General features: G+C 60.6%; 9 protein-coding genes and 2 tRNA genes. 1 reads left to right on the forward strand and 10 read right to left on the reverse strand.

Annotated elements, in window-relative coordinates:
• Positions 1-234 precede the first annotated feature (234 nt).
• The 4 genes from ABCN07_RS03450 to ABCN07_RS03465 all read right to left on the reverse strand — a co-directional run bounded on the left by ABCN07_RS03450 (position 235) and on the right by ABCN07_RS03465 (position 9,850).
• A complete protein-coding gene (locus tag ABCN07_RS03450; RefSeq protein WP_343005379.1) occupies positions 235-7,653 on the reverse strand; it encodes an FctA domain-containing protein in 7,419 nt (2,472 codons plus the stop codon).
• A 268-nt stretch (positions 7,654-7,921) separates the two neighbouring features.
• On the reverse strand, positions 7,922-9,394 hold the full coding sequence (locus ABCN07_RS03455) for a hypothetical protein (protein ID WP_343005380.1): 1,473 nt from the start codon (positions 9,392-9,394) through the stop codon (positions 7,922-7,924).
• 241 nt (positions 9,395-9,635) lie between these two features.
• Positions 9,636-9,711 (reverse strand) — tRNA-Ala (locus ABCN07_RS03460).
• A 62-nt stretch (positions 9,712-9,773) separates the two neighbouring features.
• Positions 9,774-9,850 (reverse strand) — tRNA-Ile (locus ABCN07_RS03465).
• Positions 9,851-10,017: 167 nt separating this feature from the next.
• Between ABCN07_RS03465 and ABCN07_RS03470 the strand changes: the two genes are divergently transcribed.
• Positions 10,018-10,590 carry a bifunctional nuclease family protein gene (locus tag ABCN07_RS03470; RefSeq protein ID WP_343005381.1) on the forward strand — a complete coding sequence of 191 codons (573 nt, stop codon included), beginning with the start codon at positions 10,018-10,020 and terminating at the stop codon, positions 10,588-10,590.
• Positions 10,591-10,852: 262 nt separating this feature from the next.
• On the opposite strand, the gene gyrA is transcribed toward ABCN07_RS03470, so the two are convergent.
• The 6 genes from gyrA to ABCN07_RS03500 all read right to left on the reverse strand — a co-directional run bounded on the left by gyrA (position 10,853) and on the right by ABCN07_RS03500 (position 20,351).
• On the reverse strand, positions 10,853-13,585 hold the full coding sequence (gene gyrA, locus ABCN07_RS03475) for a DNA gyrase subunit A (RefSeq protein ID WP_343005382.1): 2,733 nt from the start codon (positions 13,583-13,585) through the stop codon (positions 10,853-10,855).
• A gap of 14 nt (positions 13,586-13,599) precedes the next feature.
• On the reverse strand, positions 13,600-15,636 hold the full coding sequence (gene gyrB, locus ABCN07_RS03480; RefSeq protein WP_320678531.1) for a DNA topoisomerase (ATP-hydrolyzing) subunit B: 2,037 nt from the start codon (positions 15,634-15,636) through the stop codon (positions 13,600-13,602).
• 123 nt (positions 15,637-15,759) lie between these two features.
• Positions 15,760-16,365, reverse strand: coding sequence for a hypothetical protein (locus ABCN07_RS03485; RefSeq protein ID WP_343005383.1), 606 nt, complete (start codon positions 16,363-16,365; stop codon positions 15,760-15,762).
• Positions 16,355-17,440: a DNA replication and repair protein RecF gene (gene recF / locus ABCN07_RS03490; protein ID WP_343005384.1), complete on the reverse strand. Its 1,086-nt coding sequence runs from the start codon at positions 17,438-17,440 to the stop codon at positions 16,355-16,357. The genes ABCN07_RS03485 and recF overlap by 11 nt, the downstream gene beginning before the upstream one ends.
• Before the next feature lie 3 nt (positions 17,441-17,443).
• Positions 17,444-18,547, reverse strand: coding sequence for a DNA polymerase III subunit beta (dnaN, locus tag ABCN07_RS03495; protein WP_293814876.1), 1,104 nt, complete (start codon positions 18,545-18,547; stop codon positions 17,444-17,446).
• Positions 18,548-18,785: 238 nt separating this feature from the next.
• The gene (locus ABCN07_RS03500; RefSeq protein ID WP_343005385.1) at positions 18,786-20,351 is read right to left on the reverse strand and encodes a DnaA/Hda family protein; all 1,566 of its coding nucleotides are present in this window, start codon (positions 20,349-20,351) and stop codon (positions 18,786-18,788) included.
• Positions 20,352-20,483 lie beyond the last annotated feature (132 nt).

A 20,483-nucleotide genomic window follows, 5' to 3' on the forward strand; every position in this document is an offset into this window, starting at 1 on the left:
CCTCCGCGTTCGACGTGATATCGAAAAGATGGTAACGCATCCGCGCACGAGGTTGCGCGCTCCGCGCCAAAAGAGAAGGGAGCCGAGGCCAATTGACCTCGGCTCCCAGAGCACCGGGCGGGGATTGCGAAAGGAGAACGGGAGAAGCTTGACGAATCCGCCCGGTGGAAAGGAGCAGACCCTCGCCGGCGCGGCAATGGGAGGAGCCGCGCCGGCTTAGGTTTCTTTGGTCCCCTAACTCCTCTTGCCCCTCTTGCTCACGACAAGGGCGACGGCGAGGATGGCGACGCCGAGAACCGCGCTAACCACGATGGGTGCAGACTCGATGGGGTCACCCGTCTGGGGGATGAACCTCGTGGGCGGCGCCGGGGTCGAGGGCTTCGCGGGCTCCTCGGGCTTGGTGTACGTGTTGCGGAACACGCAAGCCGCGAGCTCCTCCTGGTTCATGCTCGCGATGAGGTTGCCCTGACGATCGTCTTCGACCGTGACGGTGACCTTACGCTCCGCTTCGTCGTACGTGACGCCCTGCTGGCCATCGTTCACCTCGGAGATGGTAAACGTGTAGGTGCCGGCCTGCGTGAAGGAGAGCTCAGAGAACGTAACCTGACCGTTCGCGTCATTCGTCGCGGTGAGCTCGACACCGCCACCGGAGAGCTTGAAGGTGAACTGGCCGGCCTTGAGGTCTGCGCCCTCGAGCACCTTGGCCGCGGTGAGCGCGAGCTTGGTGGGCTTGGCGGTGTAGACGTTCTCGAACTCAGCCTCATCCGCATCCAGAAGCTTGTGGGTAACGCCGAGGGTTCCGTCCCCGTTGTCCACGACGGTCGTCGTCACACGGTAGGTTGCATCGCTATACGTAACGCCATTCGCGGTGGTCCCGTGGCCATGCTCTCGAATCGTGTAGTTGTGGACGCCAGGAGCGGTGTACTCAATGGCGCTCAGAACCACATTGCCGGACGCGTCGTTCTTACCAGTTGCGACGATACGCTCATCCTCGAGGAGGTCAAACGTGAACTCGTTCTCATCGAGGGTGCGTCCGGTCAGGGTCTTGTGGACCTTGATCTGATCGGTGACGCTAGAAGTAGTGGACGTGACGCTGTAGGAGTTCGTGAAGGTGAAGGCCGGGCCATCGAGCTCGTTGCCGTTCGCGTCGACGCGAGCAACAGTGAGTTTGCCGAGGCCATTATCCGTAACCCTGATGTACACGACACGTGTGGACTGTGCGTCATTCGTGACGCCCTTCGCAGAACCGCTCTCGGTGATGACGTAGCGGTAGGTGTGGGAACGCTCGCGAACGGGCTCGGCACCAGCTTCGCCATCGGTCGCGGCAGCAGCAGCGGTGTCGGAGACGACGCGCATCAGACTGCGAGACCTACGCCAGGAAGCGGTGGCAACGGTGTCCGCCTCAGCGTCATGGTTGGCAAGGGCCTGAGGTGCCGGCTCGGGAGCGGACTCAGACACAGCACCCTCAGACGGCGCGGGAGCGGCTTCCTGAGTTGCGGGAGGAGCAGCGTCGGGCTCGGAATCGACAACGGAGTTCCCGGTCTCTCCCACCGCAGGCTCGTTGAACTGCGCGTTAGGCGTGGGTGAGGGTTCGCCCAGGGCAGCGGCGTCACCAGTCACGGCACCCGCACCTTCCGCCTCGCCGGCGGCGTCGTTGGTCTCGCCGTTCTCGTCAAGGGCCTTCAGAAGGTCATCGAGCTTAAACGTGATCGAGCCAAAGTCGACGTCGCCATTCGCATCGTTCGTGGTCCGGGTGCGGGTGGGCATGGGGGCACCAGCCTCGCCCTCGACGATGAAGGTGAACTTCCCGGTGATATCGGTGCCATCAAGGCCTTTGGGCACGCCGAGCTGCTTGGAGCCCTTGAGACCGATGGAAACGGGCTCGCCCGTCGCGTACGTGTTGAGGAACGCGAGACCGCCGTTAGGAAGGTCCGCGGTGCAAGTCAGCGTTCCGTCGCCGTTATCCACAACGGTCACGTTGAAGGAGAAGCTCGACGCCGTGGCCGTCACACCCTTGTCGCTGAGACCGTCGGTAACCTCGTAGGCGACGTACGGGATGGTCCAGGTGTTGCCCGTGCGAGTAGCGAGGCCCTTGTCAACAAGGCCCGCGAGCATAGCGCTGTCATAGGACAGGACTCCGAAGTTCACCTGACCGGAGACGTTCGTGGCAGTGGAAACGACCTTGCCGGCGTCCTTGCCGTAAACCAGGCGGAAGTTAAAGTCGTTGTCGAACATGAGGCCGTTCGTCATAGACTTCGTGCCAACGATGGAATCAGTTTTGCCGCTGGCGGCATAGGAGTTCACGAAGGAGACCTTCGCAGCGGCGTTCGCGTCGGAACCGGCAACGTAGGTGTACGTGTTGTCGACACCAGACGTGCTCGTGATGTGCGTCGTTACCGTGAGTCTGGCGGTAGAGGCGTTATCAGCCGTGGTGATCTCGACGTTGTAGCTCGTTGCGTCATAGATGACGCCACCAAGATTGCCACCCTTCTCGGTAATGGTGTAGGAGTAGACCTTCCCCACGTCTTCCTGGGTAAACGTGACGCCCGCGGGAGAGCTCACCACAAGAGCCTCGTCCCCGTCAGGGGCTGCGGAGCTGGCGTGCTCGCCGGCAATCCCGAGCTTGTCGCCATCACCGGTGGCGACAACGTCAAATCCAAACTCTCCCGCGCGCATGGCACGGCCGTTCATCGTCTTCGTTACGCTCAGGCCGCCGGCAGCCGTGTAGTCGAGCTGTGAGCTATAGGTGTTCGTGAAGACGTTGTTCTTGTTCTCCACGACGACGCTCATCGTGCCGGTGCCCTGGTCAGCGACCGTTACGGTCACCGTCGCGACATGCTTGTCGTCAGAGATTCCGGGGATGCCGGAGGCGTTCTCGCGAACCTCGTAGACGAACGTGCGGGCGCCATCGCGCACCATGTCATACATGAACGGGATGGTGCCGAACGTGAAGTCAGCAGCCTCGTCCGCATTCCTGACGGTCACACTGGTGACTTCCTCGCCATTGGCATCAACGGGTAGCGGCGCACCCTCGGTCTTGGCGCTGATCGTGAAGGTGAAGTTGTCTCCCTCGCGCCACTCACGGCCCTTGAGCACCTTGGAGAAATGGGGGTTCACGAGCTGGTCGGTCGGGATGCTGGAGTCATACGTGTTGACGAACTCCCTGTCACCGGAGATGAGCCTGACGGTCGCCTCGAGCTTGCCGGTCTCCGTGTTGTCTCGCACGGTGACGCGGAAGGTGGCGACGTTGTTGCTGTAGCTCATGCCACCGGCGTTTCCGCGCTCCTCGGTGACCCTGTAGTCGTACTGGCCAGGCTGCGTGTACGCGATGGAGCCAAAGTCGATCTTGGCCGCGCCGTCGACGACGTCATTGGGTCCGACGGCGACGCTCGTGGAGGAAGCGCCATCGTCACCCATGGGGACGGGAGCGCCGTTGACGCCCTCGAGCAGGAAGGTAAAGCTGTCGCCGTCCTGCCAGTCGCGGCCCTCAAGGACCTTCGTCAGGCCGAAATCCGCCGTGGCGAAGCTGGCGTCCTCGGCATGGTACGTGTTCCCGAACAGGACCCTACGGCTGTCATCGCTCACGACATGGCCGTCGATCTTCGTCGTAACCGTCAGCGTACCGTCAAGGTTATCGATGACGGAGATGACTACCTCGTGCGTGCGCTCGTCATAGGTAACGCCAGGGACCTTGTCCTCAACGGCGGGGATGACCTCCGCCACGTCGAATGCGTAGGTCTTGTTGGCGTTCTCCGCGCTAAAGACCACGTCAGACAGCTTTGCCATGTCCTCGGCGATGCCGCTTGCGCGCTCCTGGGTGTTGGAGAAGCTCTTGTCGGAATCGGCGAGAAGGGCATTCGCCTCGTCAGCCGTCGCCGCGACGGTTCCGTTCTCGGCGGTGGCATTCTTGCCCGTAATGGTGAAGGAGAACATGCCCATATCCATAGAACGGCCGGTGAGGACCTTGCTCACAGTAAGCCCGGGATAGTAGGCAACCTCGGTGGGCGCGTAGACGTTCGTAAAGGCCGCATGATCGGTAACGGCCTTGTCCGTGTCGATCGCGGAGGTCGTGTTGTCGTAGGAGACGTTCCCAAGGGCGAGTTTGCCATTGTCGTCAACGATGGTGACGGTTGCGGTGGCGACGTGGCGGTCCCACGTGATACCCGCGCTATCCTCGGCAGGGGCGTTCTCGCGAATGTCGAAGACGTACTCGCCAGGCTTGTTGAACGTCATCTCGCCGGACTCAAAGTTGACCACGTTGCCGTTGGTCTTGTGCTCGAGGGCCATGTCAGAGGCGACGCCGTTCTCGGGGCCAGAGACGAGGCTCAGGGAGAAGTTGAAGTTATCCGTATCGAGCATGTCTCGGCCAACAAGGTGCTTCTCACCCTTGATGACACCGGACCCAGTGAACGCCTGGGGCGTATAAGAGTTCTCGAACGCAGCCTCTCCATGGCTCTCGCTCTCGCCCTCGCGGGTATAAGTGGCGGAAACCTTGACGAGGTTCTCGCCGTCGACGGTCTCGTGGGTCACAGTCACGGTCGCGATCCAGACCGTGGTGTCATACGTCATGCCGGGGCGACGGTCGGCGGGGACCTTCTCGGAAATCTTGTACTGGTAGGTCTTGCCCACGTCCTCGCTCGTGAAGGTGATTCCCTCGAAGCCCACGACGCCATTGGCGTTGTTGCGGCCAACGAGCTCGGTCATGCCGTCGGGCATGGGAGCGTTATCGACAGGCGTCAGGGAGAAGTCAAACATTCCAGCCTGGAGAGACAGCGCGCCAGACGCGTCGTGCAGCGTCTTCGTGGCGATGGGCGCCCACCCCTGTGAAGTGGCGTCGAAGGTGTTCGTGAACCTCGCGGCGTTCGTCGCGGCGGCATCAGCGGCGACGGCGGCACCGAGGTCGTCGCGGACGCGCGTGATCTCGGAGGAGGTGGCGAGCGTTCCGTCGTGGTTGTCCTCGACCATGACGGTCACGGTGTAGAGGGCAAGCGAGGTCGACACACCGGGCGTCGTGGCTTCCTCGGCGGGCTCGTAAATCTGATAGGTGTAGGTGCCAGGCGCGTCGTAGGCGATGTCACCAAAGTTGAAGGTGACAGGCGTGCCGGAGGCCGTGCCTTCGGGGCTCGTCACGACCACCCTAGAGATGTCTTTCTCGGCACCCTTCGGCATGGGAGCACCGTCGAGACCCTGGAGGATGAAGGTGAAGCTATCGTTCGCAAGCCAATCGCGGCCATTGAGGATCTTCTCGCCGACGAGGTTCTCTCCACCGGAGAGCGTTCCCGTAGCGGAATAGGTGTTCGTGAATTCCGCCTTAGCCTCGAGCCCGGCCTCGATCCTACCTTCCTGCGCGGCGGAGGGCGAAGTCTCGAAGCCCCGCGTGGCTTCCTCGGTCACGGTATAGGCAGTTCCCCGAGCAAGGCCATACACGTAGAGAGTCTCTCCATGCTTGAGCGTGTGCGTGGCGTTGCCGGCGGCATCAAATGCAAGATTCCAGGACTCGTCACCGTGGACCGTCCCGTCCTCACCCTTGACGGTTGCCTTGGACGTCTTGCCGGCGGCGTTGGGGATCGAGATGTTGAACGTGAAGTCGAGGTCGTTGTAGTGGGCCTCGTCGAAGCCAGCAGGAACGGCGACCGTCTTGGAAATCGCGAGCGTCCCGGGCTGCTCGAGCGAGATGCGACCATTGTTGCCGAGGGCGACGTTGATCGTCTTGCCATTCCAGTGAGGATTGATGATGGTGGAGGCAGTGTCCGTATCGTTGGAATTCTTGTCGGTACGCAGCTCGTTGATATAGGTGAGACGGCGGGCACCCTTCTTCAGAACGAGATATCCAGATTCATCGGTGCCAATTCCGCCGGTGATACCCTCGGCAACACTACCGGGGAAGGAGGCCACGCTCGAGGCCCTGGTGGCCTTTCCGCCAGCAATGTCATACCAAGACTGCTCGTAGTAATACGTCGCAGAGCTACTCAGCGGACCACGGGCGCGCTGGGTGCACTCGACATCGAGATAGAGCGGGCTATCTTCGGTGATGTAGTAGTACCTGTTACCCGTCGCGGGAGTGAACGCGAACATCGTGTCGCCATCCGCCCCACCGGAGTACGCGTTCGCGAGGAAGTAGACCTTCCCATCCTCATCCGTGTGGCTGGCAATGTAGTTCACCATGGCCTCGTCGGGGTTCGCGAGGAGGTCAATCGCCTCTTCCTTGAGGCTCGACCCGTAGAACACGCGGATGGGGAACGTCAGCGTCACGTCACCGGTTCCCGCATCCTCGTCAACGTTGAAATGGCGAAGCGGAATGAGAGATGCCGGAATGGAGACGGTCACCTTGTCGCCAGTCCGGGCATCATTGGAGCGCTCGACGCGGATGATGACATCGGCAAGGTCGCCCGTGGGATAGAGCACGTTACCGGCCGCGCCATGGAACGTGTAGGTATCAACATTGCCGGAGGTGGAGAAATCGGGATCGGAGAAGACCTGGCTGGCAAAGACAATGCTCTCGAAGTTGTCTACCTTCATGTAGTCGCCCAGCTGATCGGTAAACGTCACGTAGCCAGACGTGTTCTCGGCACCCTCAACGACATCAGTAGGATGTCCCGCCGCGTTCGCGATTTCCTGCGAGATTCCGCTAAAGACATCCTTGAGGCCGTCGGCGCTTGTCGCCGTCTTATAGAAGTCGGAGTCAGTCGCGCGCGCACCAAGCCTGTCATACTTCGTTGCGGCGGGATAGTTGCTGGACACGGCGTGCAGGAACTTGTTCTCATCCGTAGTGGTCCATTTATTTGGGTCGGCGGAAGGATTGGCGCCACTCTGGATGCCAACGGTGTAGATGGTGGTTCCGCCGTCCTTAAGGGCCTTGGCGGTGGAGACAGCACGGTTGGCGACGCTCTCGCTGAATTCATTGCTCTTAGTCGGCGTACCGTCCGTGAAGAACACAACAACCGTCTTAACACCAGGGTGAGCGTCGTTCAAAGCCTTCTGCGCCTGGGACATGCCGTAGTCGGCTCGGGTGGCTCCAGAGGGCTTGAGAGCATTGATTTGGGAGGTGATGGTCCCCTTGCCATCCTGCGTGCAGGCCGTAAGGCCAATCATGCGCTGGCTGTAGTTGTAACCACTGCGAGTGAAATCATTACCGATACGATCGCCAGCGTCGTCGCTTGCAAACTTCACGACGGAGACCCGATGCTGCATCGCCGGGTCGTCAATTCCCTCGTTAGCCTTTGCAATCTCATCGACGAAGGCATTCGCGGCAGCCTTAAGAGCGTCCATCTTTGTGGTGCCGCTCCAACCCATGTTCTCCTTCATGGAGCCCGAGGCGTCGAGAACGAGAACAATGTCCAAGGGCGTCGTGGACGTCGTCGTCAGGTTCGACGTCGAGGAGATGGCGGAGAGTGACGTCAGGAAGTCCGAGTCACCCTTCTCAATCTTTATGGGGTCGCCGGCACCCGTGAGTTCGATGTCGCCATCCGAGACGGTCTTGTCAGTCCAAATACGGCCGACGTTCTCCGTCGAATTCTCGAGACCCCAGTTGCGCCACGTTGTCGCGGACGAGGGGTCGGCGACCGTCTCGGCGCCAGCCGTGGCAGCGAAGGCCGAGACAGGCGCCAACGTAAGGAATATCGCAAACAACAACAGAAGCCTTAGCCGCTTCATGGTGACCTCCTCCGACGAAAGCTAGATAACCGAGCTTATCGTCAGTAAATCGAGGTCAATTCAATAGGTCACATGTGTGCCAAACTTGAAAACTCGCAGGTAGATTAACTTGTTTCATAATTCACCGTTTCCGCGAACGGTAAGGGAAAACAAAGCCATGCGTTGGCTGCGGAGGCGCATATTTGTCGATGCAAAAGGGCAATTAATCGTGTTCGGAAGTGTCGAAACGAGCGTTTGATATCGACGAGCAGCGCCCAGCTCGCTCTCTCTACGCCTTCCCGTGGACCCTGAACCCATCGAACCAGGCATCGAATTCTCGATAGAGACCAACGCGCGTGGTAACTCCCGCTTTCTCGTATATGGCGGAAATATGCCTCTGCGCCACGCGGCGCGAGACGAACAGGCCATCCGCAATCTCTTGAACGCCGAGGTCCGTCGTCAGGAGGGCCGTATACACTTCCCCTTCCCTCGCGGTAAGACCAATCTTCTCGGCGTATAGGGCAAGCGCCTCTTCGCGGGATGGAAGGGCGGGTGCCTGGACGGGGTTTTCGCCGACCCCCGCCTTCGCCTCGTCCAGGTTCTCCGTAATTCCCCACGCGATGTCACGAACAAGGACAAGAAGGCAGACGACCGAAAGCAAGCATGACAAGGCCACCGTCACGACCACGCCCAGCGATTCAAAGAGGAGACGTGCGAGCAGTGCGCCCAAGGCGCCCACAAGACAGCTGATGGCCCTTCCCATACTTGCAACGATCTCTGGGCAAGACGTCTTAGGCGCGACCCTCATGAAGCTCGCGCTGAGATACATGACATAGAAAGAGCCATAAATTCCTGCGATAAAGGCGGCGGCAGGCATTCCCTCCGGCGTTTCCGCCGCGGGCACCGCCGCAGCGACAAGGAACATCGCGCATATCGTGATGAGGGAGCGAAGTCGACCTTTCTTCAGGTCAAACAACACGCCGACGAACGGAAGCGAAAGCGAGTAGACGATCTTGGAGAGACCGGTACTGAGGATATTCCCATTTGCATAGTTCCAGACGAGGACGCCGTCGAGAAGGCCGTAGTCAAGGGTCATGGCGGCGGCAGCAACTGCAAGAAGGACGATCGGCCCCCTGCTCACGCCGGATACCTCCTGCGGCGATGGCCGGTGATCGTATAGCCACCGCCTAGCGGGACGACCGTCAAGCCACAAAATGGCGAGCGCGCTCAGAATTACGCAAACCACAAAGACCGCGGGGGTCATCCCGAGGGTCTCGGCTAGATATTCGAGCAGGGAGGCAGCGCCCATGCCAATCCCAAGCGCTCGCCCAGAGACCTCGCTCTCGTACGACACGAGGCTAAACCCATGATGGACGGCGGCACCAAGGTAGCCAAGAGCCAGAATCGTCGTGCAGCTCGCGATGAGGAAGCCAGGAAGGCGAAGGGTTGCCACCATCCCAATGGCTCCGGTAACACAAAGAGACATTGCGGCAGCGGCAGCGGTTCTTTTCTCCATCGAGCCGGGAAGATAGGCTCCCGCAACCCAGAATAGGACGTAACCAAGCCCCGTAAAGGCGAGCAGAATCGCGTATACGTTCCCTATGACGCCGGGATCCGCAAGACGAGGAGTACGCCCCAGCGTTACGGACATGCAGAGCTTCCAGGTGAAGAAGTAGAGGGAGAAGGAGGCAGCCTCAATGATTAGCGACGGGGAGAGATAACGGGAGGGAGCAATATGTTGAAGCTTTCTAGTTGCGCGCACGAGTCGCCTCCCTTCGTCACACCATGTATCTTCGCATGATATTCGAGAGGGGGGACTATAAAAACGGAGACAAAAGTCCCAAATTATCATCGCTTTTGAAGCCGGCGACGGAGTCCGGAGAAACGATAACGGTTACGCCTTTTCACGCTTCGCGGGCATTCAGAGATGCCTTGAGAATGCGGGCGTCGAGCAGGGGATGTCAGCATAAAAAACGCCGGAGAAGCACTCCGGCGAAACAGACTGGTGGAGACGATGGGGATCGAACCCACGACCTCAGGCTTGCAAAGCCCGCGCTCTCCCAACTGAGCTACGTCCCCTTTTAGTAATAAACGCCCCAGCGGCGACTCGGCTCACGCTGGGGCGTTTATTTGCAAAAAGGTGGTGGGCCCGACAAGGTTCGAACTTGTGACCTCCCGGTTATCAGCCGGACGCTCTGACCAACTGAGCTACGGGCCCACATGCGGTGCGTCTTTCACATCGCGCTTGGCTATAATAAGCCAACCCAATGCCATAGGTCAACAGAAATTTAAAAATCTTTGAGAGTTTTTTCTGTCCATCCTATTGGGTAGGATTAACTACTACTTCAGGCGGGATTTCCCATTCACTCGGAGGGAGTGGAACATATGGTTCGCATGGTTATAACGAACGTCATCGTGGGCAATCCGCCCCTCCCCTCCGCAATCGTACTTTCTCCCGCTGCGGATACGGGGGCAGACCCCAAGGTGGCCATCGACCACAACCTCAACGCAGAGGATATCATCGGATCAGCGTCAATGGATGTTCTCCCCCTCAGCGTTGGCATGGTTGACGCCGCACAGATCGCTCGCGCGGCAGACAGCGAGACCCACCGCCGTCCGGATACGCACGATCTCCTCTCGAGCGTTATCACCGTCCTGGGCGGTGAGGTTTCCTCCGCTAGCATCACCCGCGTTGAGGACACGACCTTCTTCGCTACGGTTGACGTAATCGCGGCAGACGGCGCCACCCACCACGTTGACGCTCGTCCCTCGGATGCCATTGCCTTGGCACTGCGTTGTGACAAGCCCATCCTCGCAAGCGAGGACGTCCTCTCTCGCGCAGGCCTCCCAAACTTCGAGGCCATCGCAAGCGATGAGAAGCGTCGCGAAGCCGAGGAGTTCCACGCCTTCGTCGAGTCCCTCTCCCCCTCCGACTTCGAATCTCCCCGCGAGCCCTAGCCCGATCTGAAAGCAGCCCAGGACGCCCCAGTCCTGGACGGCAGCACACCGCCCCAACGTCAACAACAGGGCGTCAGCTCCGTGGGCAGAAAGCAGCTCAGGACGCCCCAGTCCTGAGCGACGTGCACATCCCGACAACGTAAACAACAGGGCGCCGGCCCCGTGGGTGCTAAGCAAACATTTTCGAAACGCGCACCGCGCGTTGAGATGTTTGCGTGCACCCGCGAGGCCGGCGCCCGTCAGGTTGATTAGGGCGATGTGCCTACTCGTCGATCAGGCTCTCGTCCATCTCCTCGTCACCGATATCGACCTTGTCGTCCTCGTTAGAGGCGGAGGATTCCTCGCCGCCCGCGTTCTGGTCGGGCTCGTCCTTGGCGACCCTCATGCGAGCGAGCGCGCAGACAGAGTCACTATCGCCCACGCTCATAACCTTCACGCCCTGCGTCGAGCGTCCGAGCTTCGAGATATCCTTCACCTTCACGCGGATAACGACACCATCCGTGGAGACAATCATGAGCTCATGCTGCGGACCAACGACGCGGCAGGCCGCAAGGTTGCCCTTCTTGTCAGTCATAGTGATCGTGTAGACACCCTGGCCGCCACGCTTGTGCTCGGGATACTCAGCAACGGGTGTGCGCTTACCGTAACCCTTCTCAGTGATGACGAAGAGGTCGCCGTTGCCGTTGGTGATCTCCATGCCGAGCATCTTCGCGTCACCCTTGAGGGTGATGCCGCGGACGCCAGAGGTATCGCGACCCATCGGACGGACATCGCTCTCCGGGAACATGATGGCCTTGCCGTCAGTCGAGACGAGGATGACCTTGTCACCCTCACGCACGCGACGAACGTTCACGAGCTCGTCACCGTCACGCAGGTTGATGGCGATGATGCCATCGTGGCGCGTGCGGTCATACGCGCTCATGGCGGTCTTCTTCACCGTGCCGTTCGCCGTCGCGAACATCAGGTATTCGTCCTCGGGGAAGGTGCGGCAGGTAATGACGGCCGTGGCGCGCTCGCCCTCACTGAACGGCACGAGGTTGACGATCGCGGTGCCGCGGGCCGTGCGCTGGCCAATCGGCAGCTCGTGGACCTTGAGACGATAGACCTTACCCTTGTTCGAGAAGAACAGCACATAGTCATGCGTGCTCGCGACGAAGAGGTCCTCGACGAAGTCCTCGTCCTTGAGGCTCACTCCCTGGACGCCCTTGCCGCCGCGCTTCTGGGCACGGTAGGTGGCAACCGGGGTGCGCTTTACGTAGCCGGCGTGCGTCACGGTGATGACCATGTCCTCGTCGGCGATGAGGTCCTCGACGTTGAGCTCCTTGGTGCCCTGGACGGAAATCTCGGTACGGCGCTTGTCGGCGAACTTGCGCTCGATCTCGCGCATTTCGTCCTTGATGACGGCGAGGATCTTCTCCGGGTTGGCAAGCAGGTCCTCGTAGTAGGCGATCGCCTTGCGAAGGCCGTCGAGCTCCTCCTGGATCTGATCGCGAGAGAGGCCGGTGAGACGGCGGAGGCGCATCTCGAGAATGGCCTGGGTCTGCTCAGGAGAGAAGCCAAAGCGCTCGATAAGGCGCTGGGAAGCCTCAGTGTCGGTCTGAGACGAGCGGATGATGTGAATGACCTCGTCGATGTGGTCGAGAGCCATGAGATAGCCCTCGAGGATGTGGGCACGAGCCTTCGCCTTCTTGAGGTCGAAGCGGGTGCGGCGGGTCACCACGTCGACCTGGTGGTCGATATAGTGCTGCAGCATCTGGCGAAGTGTCAGGAGCTTGGGCACGCCGTTCACGAGCGCCAGGTTGATCACGCCGAAGGTGGTCTGGAGCTGGGTGAACTTATACAGGTTGTTGAGGACGACCTGCGGGATGACATCCTTCTTGAGCTCGATGACGAGACGAATGCCCTTCTGGTTCGACTCGTCACGGAGGTCAGAGATGCCCTCGAGTCGCTTCTCGTTGACGAGCTGGGCGATCTTCTCCTGGAGCGCGCCCTTGTTGACCTGGTAGGGCATCTCGGTAAAGATGAGGCGGGCGCGGCCGGTCTTCGTCGTCTCGACGTGGGCCTTGGCGCGAACGGTCAGCGAGCCGCGACCGGTCTCATAGGCGTCGCGAATGCCATTGATACCCATGATTATGGCACCCGTCGGGAAGTCCGGGCCGGGCATAACCGACATGAGCTCGTCGGTCGTCGCATCCGGGTTATCGATGAGCATGCACGTGGCCTCGATGGCCTCGCCGAGGTTGTGCGGCGGAATATTGGTCGCCATGCCAACCGCGATGCCGTTGCAGCCATTGACCAGGAGGTTCGGGAAACGGGCAGGCAGGACGGAGGGCTCGGAGAGCGACTCGTCATAGTTGGGCTGCCAATCGACCGTGTCCTTCTGGAGATCTCGGAGGAGCTCCATGGCGGGCTTGGCGAGACGGCTCTCCGTGTAACGCATAGCGGCCGCGGAGTCACCGTCGATGTTGCCGAAGTTGCCATGGCCGTCAACGAGCGGGGTGCGCATGCTGAACCACTGGGCCAGGCGGACCATCGTGTCATAGACAGCAGAGTCACCATGCGGGTGGTACTTGCCGATAACTTCGCCGACCGTCCACGCACTCTTCTTGTGTGGGCGGTTGGGGAAGATGCCGCTCTCGTTCATCGCATAGAGGATGCGGCGGTGGACCGGCTTCAGACCGTCGCGAACGTCCGGCAGAGCACGAGCGGTAATGACCGACATCGAATATTCGATGAAGGACTGACGCATCTCGTGGCCAAATTCGCTGATCTGGAGAGCGCCGCCGTGCTCGTCCACCTCGCCAGAGTCGGTTCCACGGCCAGCGGCGCCAAACTCCTCCTCGAGCTCGCCGTCATCCTCCTCTTCGGCCTCGCCGTCATCCTCAACGTAGACGTCAGTGCCGTCATCCTCGGCAGAGGCGCGATCAAGCAGGCGCTTGAGGTCGTCAGGCAGGTCTGCCCCAACCTCGTTGTTGGTGTTGTTATCGTCTGCCACTTCTGGCCTTTCTCTTAGGCGTCCAGGTAACGGGCGTCATGGGCGTGGCGCTCGATGTAGTCACGGCGGTACTCGACCTCGGTACCCATGAGCTCGCGGACGGCGCGATCAGCCGCGGCGGCGTCCTCGATGGTCACGCGCTGGAGGATGCGGGTCTTGGGGTCCATGGTCGTGGAGGCGAGCTGCTTCGGGTCCATCTCGCCCAGGCCCTTGTAGCGCTGGACGTCATAGCCCTTCTTCTTTTTCTTGAGCTTGCCGGAATCGTCCTTGGTGTCCTCGTCCTCATCCGGGCTGAATCCCAGGGAGCGGATGGTGTCACGAAGGATCTCTTCCTCCGGCTGACGGCCGTTGGGATAGACGTAGTGGATCTTCTTACGCACCTTGACGCCGAAGATCGGCGGGCAGGCGACATAGATGTAGCCGGCGTCGATGAGCGGGCGCATGTACTTGTAGAAGAAGGTCATCAGCAGGATGCGGATGTGGGCGCCGTCGACGTCTGCATCGGTCATGATGATGATCTTGTGGTAGCGAGCCTTGGTGATGTCGAAATCGCCGCCCTCACCATTGCCCGTGGTCACACCGGTACCGATGGCCGTGATGAGCGACTGGATGGTTTCACTCGAGAAGGCGCGGTGATCGCCGACGCGCTCGACGTTCAGGATCTTGCCGCGCAGGGGGAGAATCGCCTGGATGTCTCGGCGACGGCCGTCCTTGGCCGAACCGCCTGCCGAGTCGCCCTCGACGATGAAGAGCTCGGTGAGCTCGGCGTCGCGGACCGAGCAGTCCGCAAGCTTACCGGGAAGTGCCGCGCTCTCGAGGAGGCTCTTGCGGCGCGTCGCCTCGCGAGCCTTGCGGGCGGCAGTACGGGCCTTGCTTGCCTGCTGGGCCTTGTTGACGATGGTGCGAGCCTGCTTGGGATGTTCCTCGAGGTACTCCGCAAGGCCATCGGCGACAACCTTGTTGGTGAGCGAGCGCATGTAGGAGCTGCCAAGCTTGGCCTTGGTCTGGCCCTCGAACTGCGGGTCCGGAAGCTTGACGGAGATGACGGCGGAGAGGCCCTCGCGAACGTCGTCACCCGTGAGGTTGGGCTCCTTCTCCTTGAGAAGACCCTGCTTGCGCGCATAGTCATTGATGACGCGAGTAAGCGCGGTGCGGAAGCCCTCGAGGTGCATGCCGCCCTCGGGCGTATAGATGTCGTTGGCGAACGACATCACGCTCTCGCCGTAGCCGGTATTCCACTGGAGGGAGACCTCGACCTCGCCCATCTTCTCGACGGGCGTGCCCTCTTCGGTCTTGCCGGCGAGGTAGATGGGATCCTTGAGGCCCTCGGGGACGTCCTTGCCTTCGTTCAGGAACTTGACGAAGTCAATGATGCCGCCAGCGTAGCAGAACTCGACGACGCGCGGCGTCACCTCGCGCTCGTCCGTCAGGACGATCTTGAGGTTCTTGTTGAGGAAGGCCGTCTCCTGCAGACGGTTGTGGAGGGTGTCGAAATCATAGACGCACGTCTCGAAGATCTCGTCATCCGGCCAGAAGGTGACCGTGGTGCCCGTGGTGGTGGATTCGCCAACGACCTTCATCTTCTCGACGGTCTTGCCGCGCGAGAACTCCATCTCATAGATGTGGCCGTCGCGCTTGACCTGAACGACGACCCTCTTGGAGAGGGCGTTCACGACGGAGATGCCCACGCCGTGGAGGCCGCCAGAGACCTTGTACGCGCTGTTATCGAACTTGCCGCCGGCGTGGAGGATCGTCATGACGACTTCGAGAGTCGGGATCTTCTTCACCGGGTGCAGGTCAACGGGGATGCCACGGCCGTTGTCGACGACGGTGATGGAGTTGTCGGCGTGCACCGTGACGCGAATCTCGTTGCAGAATCCGGCCATGGCCTCGTCGACAGAGTTGTCGACAATCTCCCACACGAGATGGTGGAGACCGCTCGAGCTGGTCGAGCCGATATACATGCCCGGACGCTTGCGGACAGCCTCAAGGCCCTCGAGAATCTTGATCTCGCCGCCGTCGTAGCCATGTTCATTGGGAGACTCTGACACCCGACAGTCCTTTCCTTAGGGTTTCTAGTCAATCTTTACTAGTTTAGTACAGGCGTCCTATTTGGCACAGCCTAAACCTAAATCGACGAAAACCCTTACGCATAATATGGCTCTGGCGGATTGTCAGGGGTTCTGCGGGTCCCTTTTGATTTCTCGCGTACTTTCCAACTTCGCGCGACGAATTGAGTATTCCATCGCTTTAGACGCGTTTTCGCGCAGACGAGGGTCAAGCCTCGAAACCTTATCGGCGATACGCGCTGCCTCAATAGTGGAAAGGGGCGGGAGCTCCTCCTCGACACGGGAGGGTTCCTCTTGCGCTACGGCACGCTCGCCCGCCTTCCTACTCAGCTTGAACCTCACGCGGGCGACCTCGAGGCCCTCGTACGAGAGACGGTCAACGAAAAGCTCCGCGTTAGTAGTGAGGTCGACCATGAGCGCGTTGCCATCGAGGTAGACGACGAGCTCCGGCAGGCCCACGCCGCTTTTGGGCTTATTGAGCCAGACGGCAACCGTGTGCTTGGCAGCGCGCTTGCCACAAACCTTCCTCCATGCGTGCAGGGCCTTGTTCACGTCCGACGCGCCGCGAGCGACTCTTTTATCGACATAGGCGGCGACCACGTCTGCCGCGGTGGCGGCGGCGTGCTGCTTGGCGGGGTCGAGCGGGTCATAGACGCTCCTCGCCGCGGCGCGGGCCCGGCCACCCTCGTGCCCGTAGTACCTAGCCGCCATAACGGACCACCTTCATCCCCTCGAGAAGGCTGTCGTCGAAGTAGCCGAGGTTGGTCGTCGTGATGACCGTCTGAATCCCGCCCTCGACGAACTTCGTCACGCAAGCTCGGCGGTTCTCGTCAAGCTCGCTCATGACGTCATCGAGCAAAAGCAGCGGCCTTTCACCGAGAAGGTCTTCGCAGAGCCTCACCTCCGCCATCTTCCAAGCGAGGGCGACGGTACGCTGCTGCCCCTGGCTACCGAACGCCCGAGCGTCGCGCCCCTCGATCTCGAAGGAGATGTCGTCGCGATGAGGACCGACGAGAGTCTGTCCTCGGCGGAGGTCGTCGTCGCGGCTCTCCTCCATGCGCCGGAGCATGAGATCGCGAAGCTGGTCGCGTCCCATGCCCGCCTCGGCGCCGGCGACGCTCGGCACATAGCGGCAAGCGAGCGCCTCTCCGGAGGCAACATCCGCGTACACCTCACCCACGAGTGAGGAAAGGCGCGTGAAGAGGTTGAGGCGATGGTGAAGGAGCGTCGCGCCGCCCAGGGCCACCGACTCGTCCCACGCGTCGAGAAGAACGGGGTCGCAGCCATCCTTCAGAAGGCGATTTCGCTGTTCGACGGAATGCGTGTATGCCGAGAGGACCTTGCGATACCCAACGTTCGCCTGGGCTCCAAACGAATCGAGCTCTCCCCTGCGCATCGAGGCCGAACCCTTCACGAGCGACAGGTCATCGGGGCAGAAGAGAATCGAGAGTAGGGTTCCCGGCAGGTCCTGGCTGCGACAGGGTTTGCCATTTCTCAGGAACTTGCGCGAGCCTTCGGCGGCGACGAGCTCGACGTCAACCACTCGCCCATCGCCCTCGAGGCGTGCGGACACACGCGCCTCCCGAGCTCCGGGGGCGACAAGCTCTGCCGGAGACGGGCGGCGGAACGATTGCCCCGCGGTGAGGTATTGGAGCGCCTCGACGGTGTTCGTCTTTCCAACGGCATTGGGTCCAACAAGGACCGTCACGCCGGGCGAAGGCTCAAGCACGACCCCGTCGAGGTTCCTATATCCGCTGAACGAGATTCGAGTGACAACGAGAGACACGAGCTACATCCGCACGGGCATGAGCAGGTACAGGTAGTTGATCTTCGAGTAGCTCTTGAAGACACCGGGGCGCATCTTCTCCTGGAGCTCGAGCGTGACCTCACTCTCCTGGTTAAGGGCGCTCACGCAATCGCCGACGTAGCGGTAGTTCATGCCAATGGAGTTCGACTGACCCTCGACGTCGACGGAAAGCTGCTCGCGGGCGTCTCCCTGATCCGGCGAGGTCGATGAGAGGAGCATCTGGCCGGAATCGGCATCGACGTCAAGCCTCACGGAGGAGTTCGACGTGGCGATGGAGCTGACGCGGCGCAGAGCGCCGGCGAGATCCGCGACCTTCACCTTGACGGAGGTGAGGCAGGTGGACGGGATCAGCTTCTTATAGTCGGGGAAGGTGCCTTCGATGCGCCTGGATACATAGGTGGTGTTACCAAACACGAAGATGACCTGGTTCGCAGTGCTGCCGATGATGATCGTCGGGGACTCGCTGGGAAGCGATAGGACGTCGTGGAACACGGTGCCAGGGATGATCATCTCGAAGGTCCCGTCGAGAGAGGAGGTCTCGACGTTGGTGTCACACACAACGAGACGATAGGAATCCGTGGCAACGAGACGCACGAGGTTCTCCTCGACGTTGAGCAGGACGCCAGCGAGGATCGGGCGGCTCGTGTCGCGGGAGGTCACCTTATAGACCTTGTCGACCATCTCCGAAAGGATGTTGCAGGGTAGCTCGACCGAACGCTCCATCGCGATCTCCGGGAAGCTCGGGAAGTCGGCGGCGTTCAGGCAATTGAGGTGGAAGGAGCTCTTGTCGCACGTAAGGTGGATGGTGCCCTCGCCGCCGTCAAAGGTTACTGCCGAGTCAGACAGGTTCTTCACGACGCTCGTGAGCATGCGTCCGGAGATGACGGTTTCGCCCTCCTCCTCGACGTTGGCTGCGATCTTGTGTCGAATCGAGGTGTCGAGATCGGAAGCCTGCATTTCTAGAGTGCCGCCGGAGGCCTTCATGAGGATGCCTCCGAGAACGGGGATGGTCGAGTGAGTGGCGATTCCCTTCGAGACGATGGAGAGCGCCTTGGCAAGGGACGACTGGCTGACGGTGAAACGCATGTGTCTCTCCTATCTATATCTATTTATATATAGATATACATGTTAGTAATGGTAGTAAGGCGTGTAGAAACGTAGAAAACTTCTTAACAGTGCTGGTAGATGGCTTATTTCGCTAGCGCATTCACGGGTGATAGAGAACCTGAGTTATCTACAGAGAATAGCGGCTGAAATTCTTTCAACATTTTGACCCTGGTTTTCCACCATCTTCTACCACCTTTCGACATTTTGTTGTCGAATGCTAAGAGCTCGCCATCAGGTCCTCCTTGAGGCGCATGATCTTGTCGTAGACGATGCGGTCCTCCGTGCGGCGTTCCTCGACCCACTTAAGGCTGTGCTTTACCGTCGCATGGGTGCGGCCGCCAAAGCGCTCGCCGATGTCCGCGAGGGTCGAGTCCGTGAGCTCTCGCGCAAGCCACACGGCGACGTGGCGTGGTTCCATGAGGGTCTTGTTGCGCTTGTCTCCCACGAGGTCCGTGTGGGTGACGTTGTACCTAGTCTCGACGAACTTCTGGATCTGCTCAATCGTGAAGGTACGTGTGTTGGCACCCCATTTTGCCTCGGCGATCTTCGTGATGTCCTCGCGTGTGAGGGGAGACCCTCCGCGCTGCCTGTTGGCGGCCTCGAGGATGCAGACCTGGCAGAAGCTCTTGATGGTACGGATTGATGCGCCGGAACGCTCCGCCATGAACTCGAGGTCCTCTTCGGTGAGCTCGCCGTCGTAGGCGGCGTCCCCCATCTCTCGTGCGAAGTCCTTCATCCTCTTATAAAAGGTCCTGAGGAGGCCGAGCTTGAGCTCGTAGTTTGGGACCTGGATGGAAATGGTCACGCCTGAGTCGAGGCGGGTGGACACGCGTTCCTCGAGACCGAGCTCGATGGGGCTCTTGTCTGCGGCGAGCACGATCTGTTTGCCGTGACTCGTGAGGAAGTTGAAGGTGTCAAAGAAGAACTGAACGGATCCTGCCTTCGAGCGGAAACCCTGAATGTCGTCGATGATGAGGACGTCGACGCCGTGGTAGTTGTCTGTGAGCGCCTGCTTGACGTCCTTCGTGGTGTCCACCATTGCGGTGCTGTAGTCATTTACGAATTCCGTAGCGGTTCGATACACGCAGACGCGTTCCGGGTCGTTGACGGCGAGGTAGTTCTGGATGGCCTTGAGCAGGTGAGTCTTACCCATCCCCGGGCCACCGTAGATAAAGAGCGGGTTGTAGGCGTGGCTGCCGTTGGCGACCGCCTTTGCCGCCTGGAGGGCCATGCGGTTCTCCTCGCCCTCGATGAACGTCTCGAAGGTGAGCTCTGAATCCTCGGGTGCGATGTCTCCCACGAGGGGGTTCTTCCGAGGGGCCGCCGGCGCGGGCGCCGCCTGCGTCGCGACGGGTTCGGCGGAGGGGTTCATCAGGCGCTCGAGCTCCTCGCGCGAGATGGTCGTCTGGGTTTGGTGGATATGGGGCATGGGCGCTGGCGTGACCTGGGGCATGGGAGCCGGCACCTGTTGCTGCGCGGCGCTGGGACGCGCAGCGGACGGGTTGCCGGAAGGCGCCCCTCCCGCCAGCGTCACGCAAACGTTGAAGTGCTGGAAGGCCGCCCTTTCGAGGGCGTCTTCGATGATCGGTGCGTTTCTCTCGACGTTGCGCTTCACGAACGCGCCCTTGACCGAGATGGTCAGGGTGTCCTCCGTGAGGTCCTCCGCCGTGCAGCTGCGAAGCATGGCGAGGGTGGCGGGTGCTATCCCCTCTTCTTCGAGCATGTTCGTCACGTCGTCCCAGAGGATCTGGGCGTCTGACTCTTGGGTTGAGAGATCGCTCATTGTGCGTGGATCCAAACTGTCTGGACGGCGCGCCGCCGTCCTTCTCCCAAAATGTTGAAAACTCATTATATGTGAGCTTTGAGCTGAGGTGGAGCAAGTGTTGAAAACCGCTTCGGGCGGCGGTGAAACTTT

This window comes from Collinsella sp. 1033st1_E11_1033SCRN_220408, from assembly GCF_039062465.1.
Classification (GTDB): Bacteria; Actinomycetota; Coriobacteriia; order Coriobacteriales; family Atopobiaceae; genus Parolsenella.

Coding starts and splice junctions, on each gene's coding strand:
- ABCN07_RS03450 (WP_343005379.1), bottom strand. CDS start 7,653: ATGAAGCGGCTAAGGCTTCTGTTGTTGTTTGCGATATTCCTTACGTTG.
- ABCN07_RS03470 (WP_343005381.1), top strand. CDS start 10,018: ATGGTTCGCATGGTTATAACGAACGTCATCGTGGGCAATCCGCCCCTC.
- ABCN07_RS03485 (WP_343005383.1), bottom strand. CDS start 16,365: ATGGCGGCTAGGTACTACGGGCACGAGGGTGGCCGGGCCCGCGCCGCG.
- dnaN (WP_293814876.1), bottom strand. CDS start 18,547: ATGCGTTTCACCGTCAGCCAGTCGTCCCTTGCCAAGGCGCTCTCCATC.
- ABCN07_RS03500 (WP_343005385.1), bottom strand. CDS start 20,351: ATGAGCGATCTCTCAACCCAAGAGTCAGACGCCCAGATCCTCTGGGAC.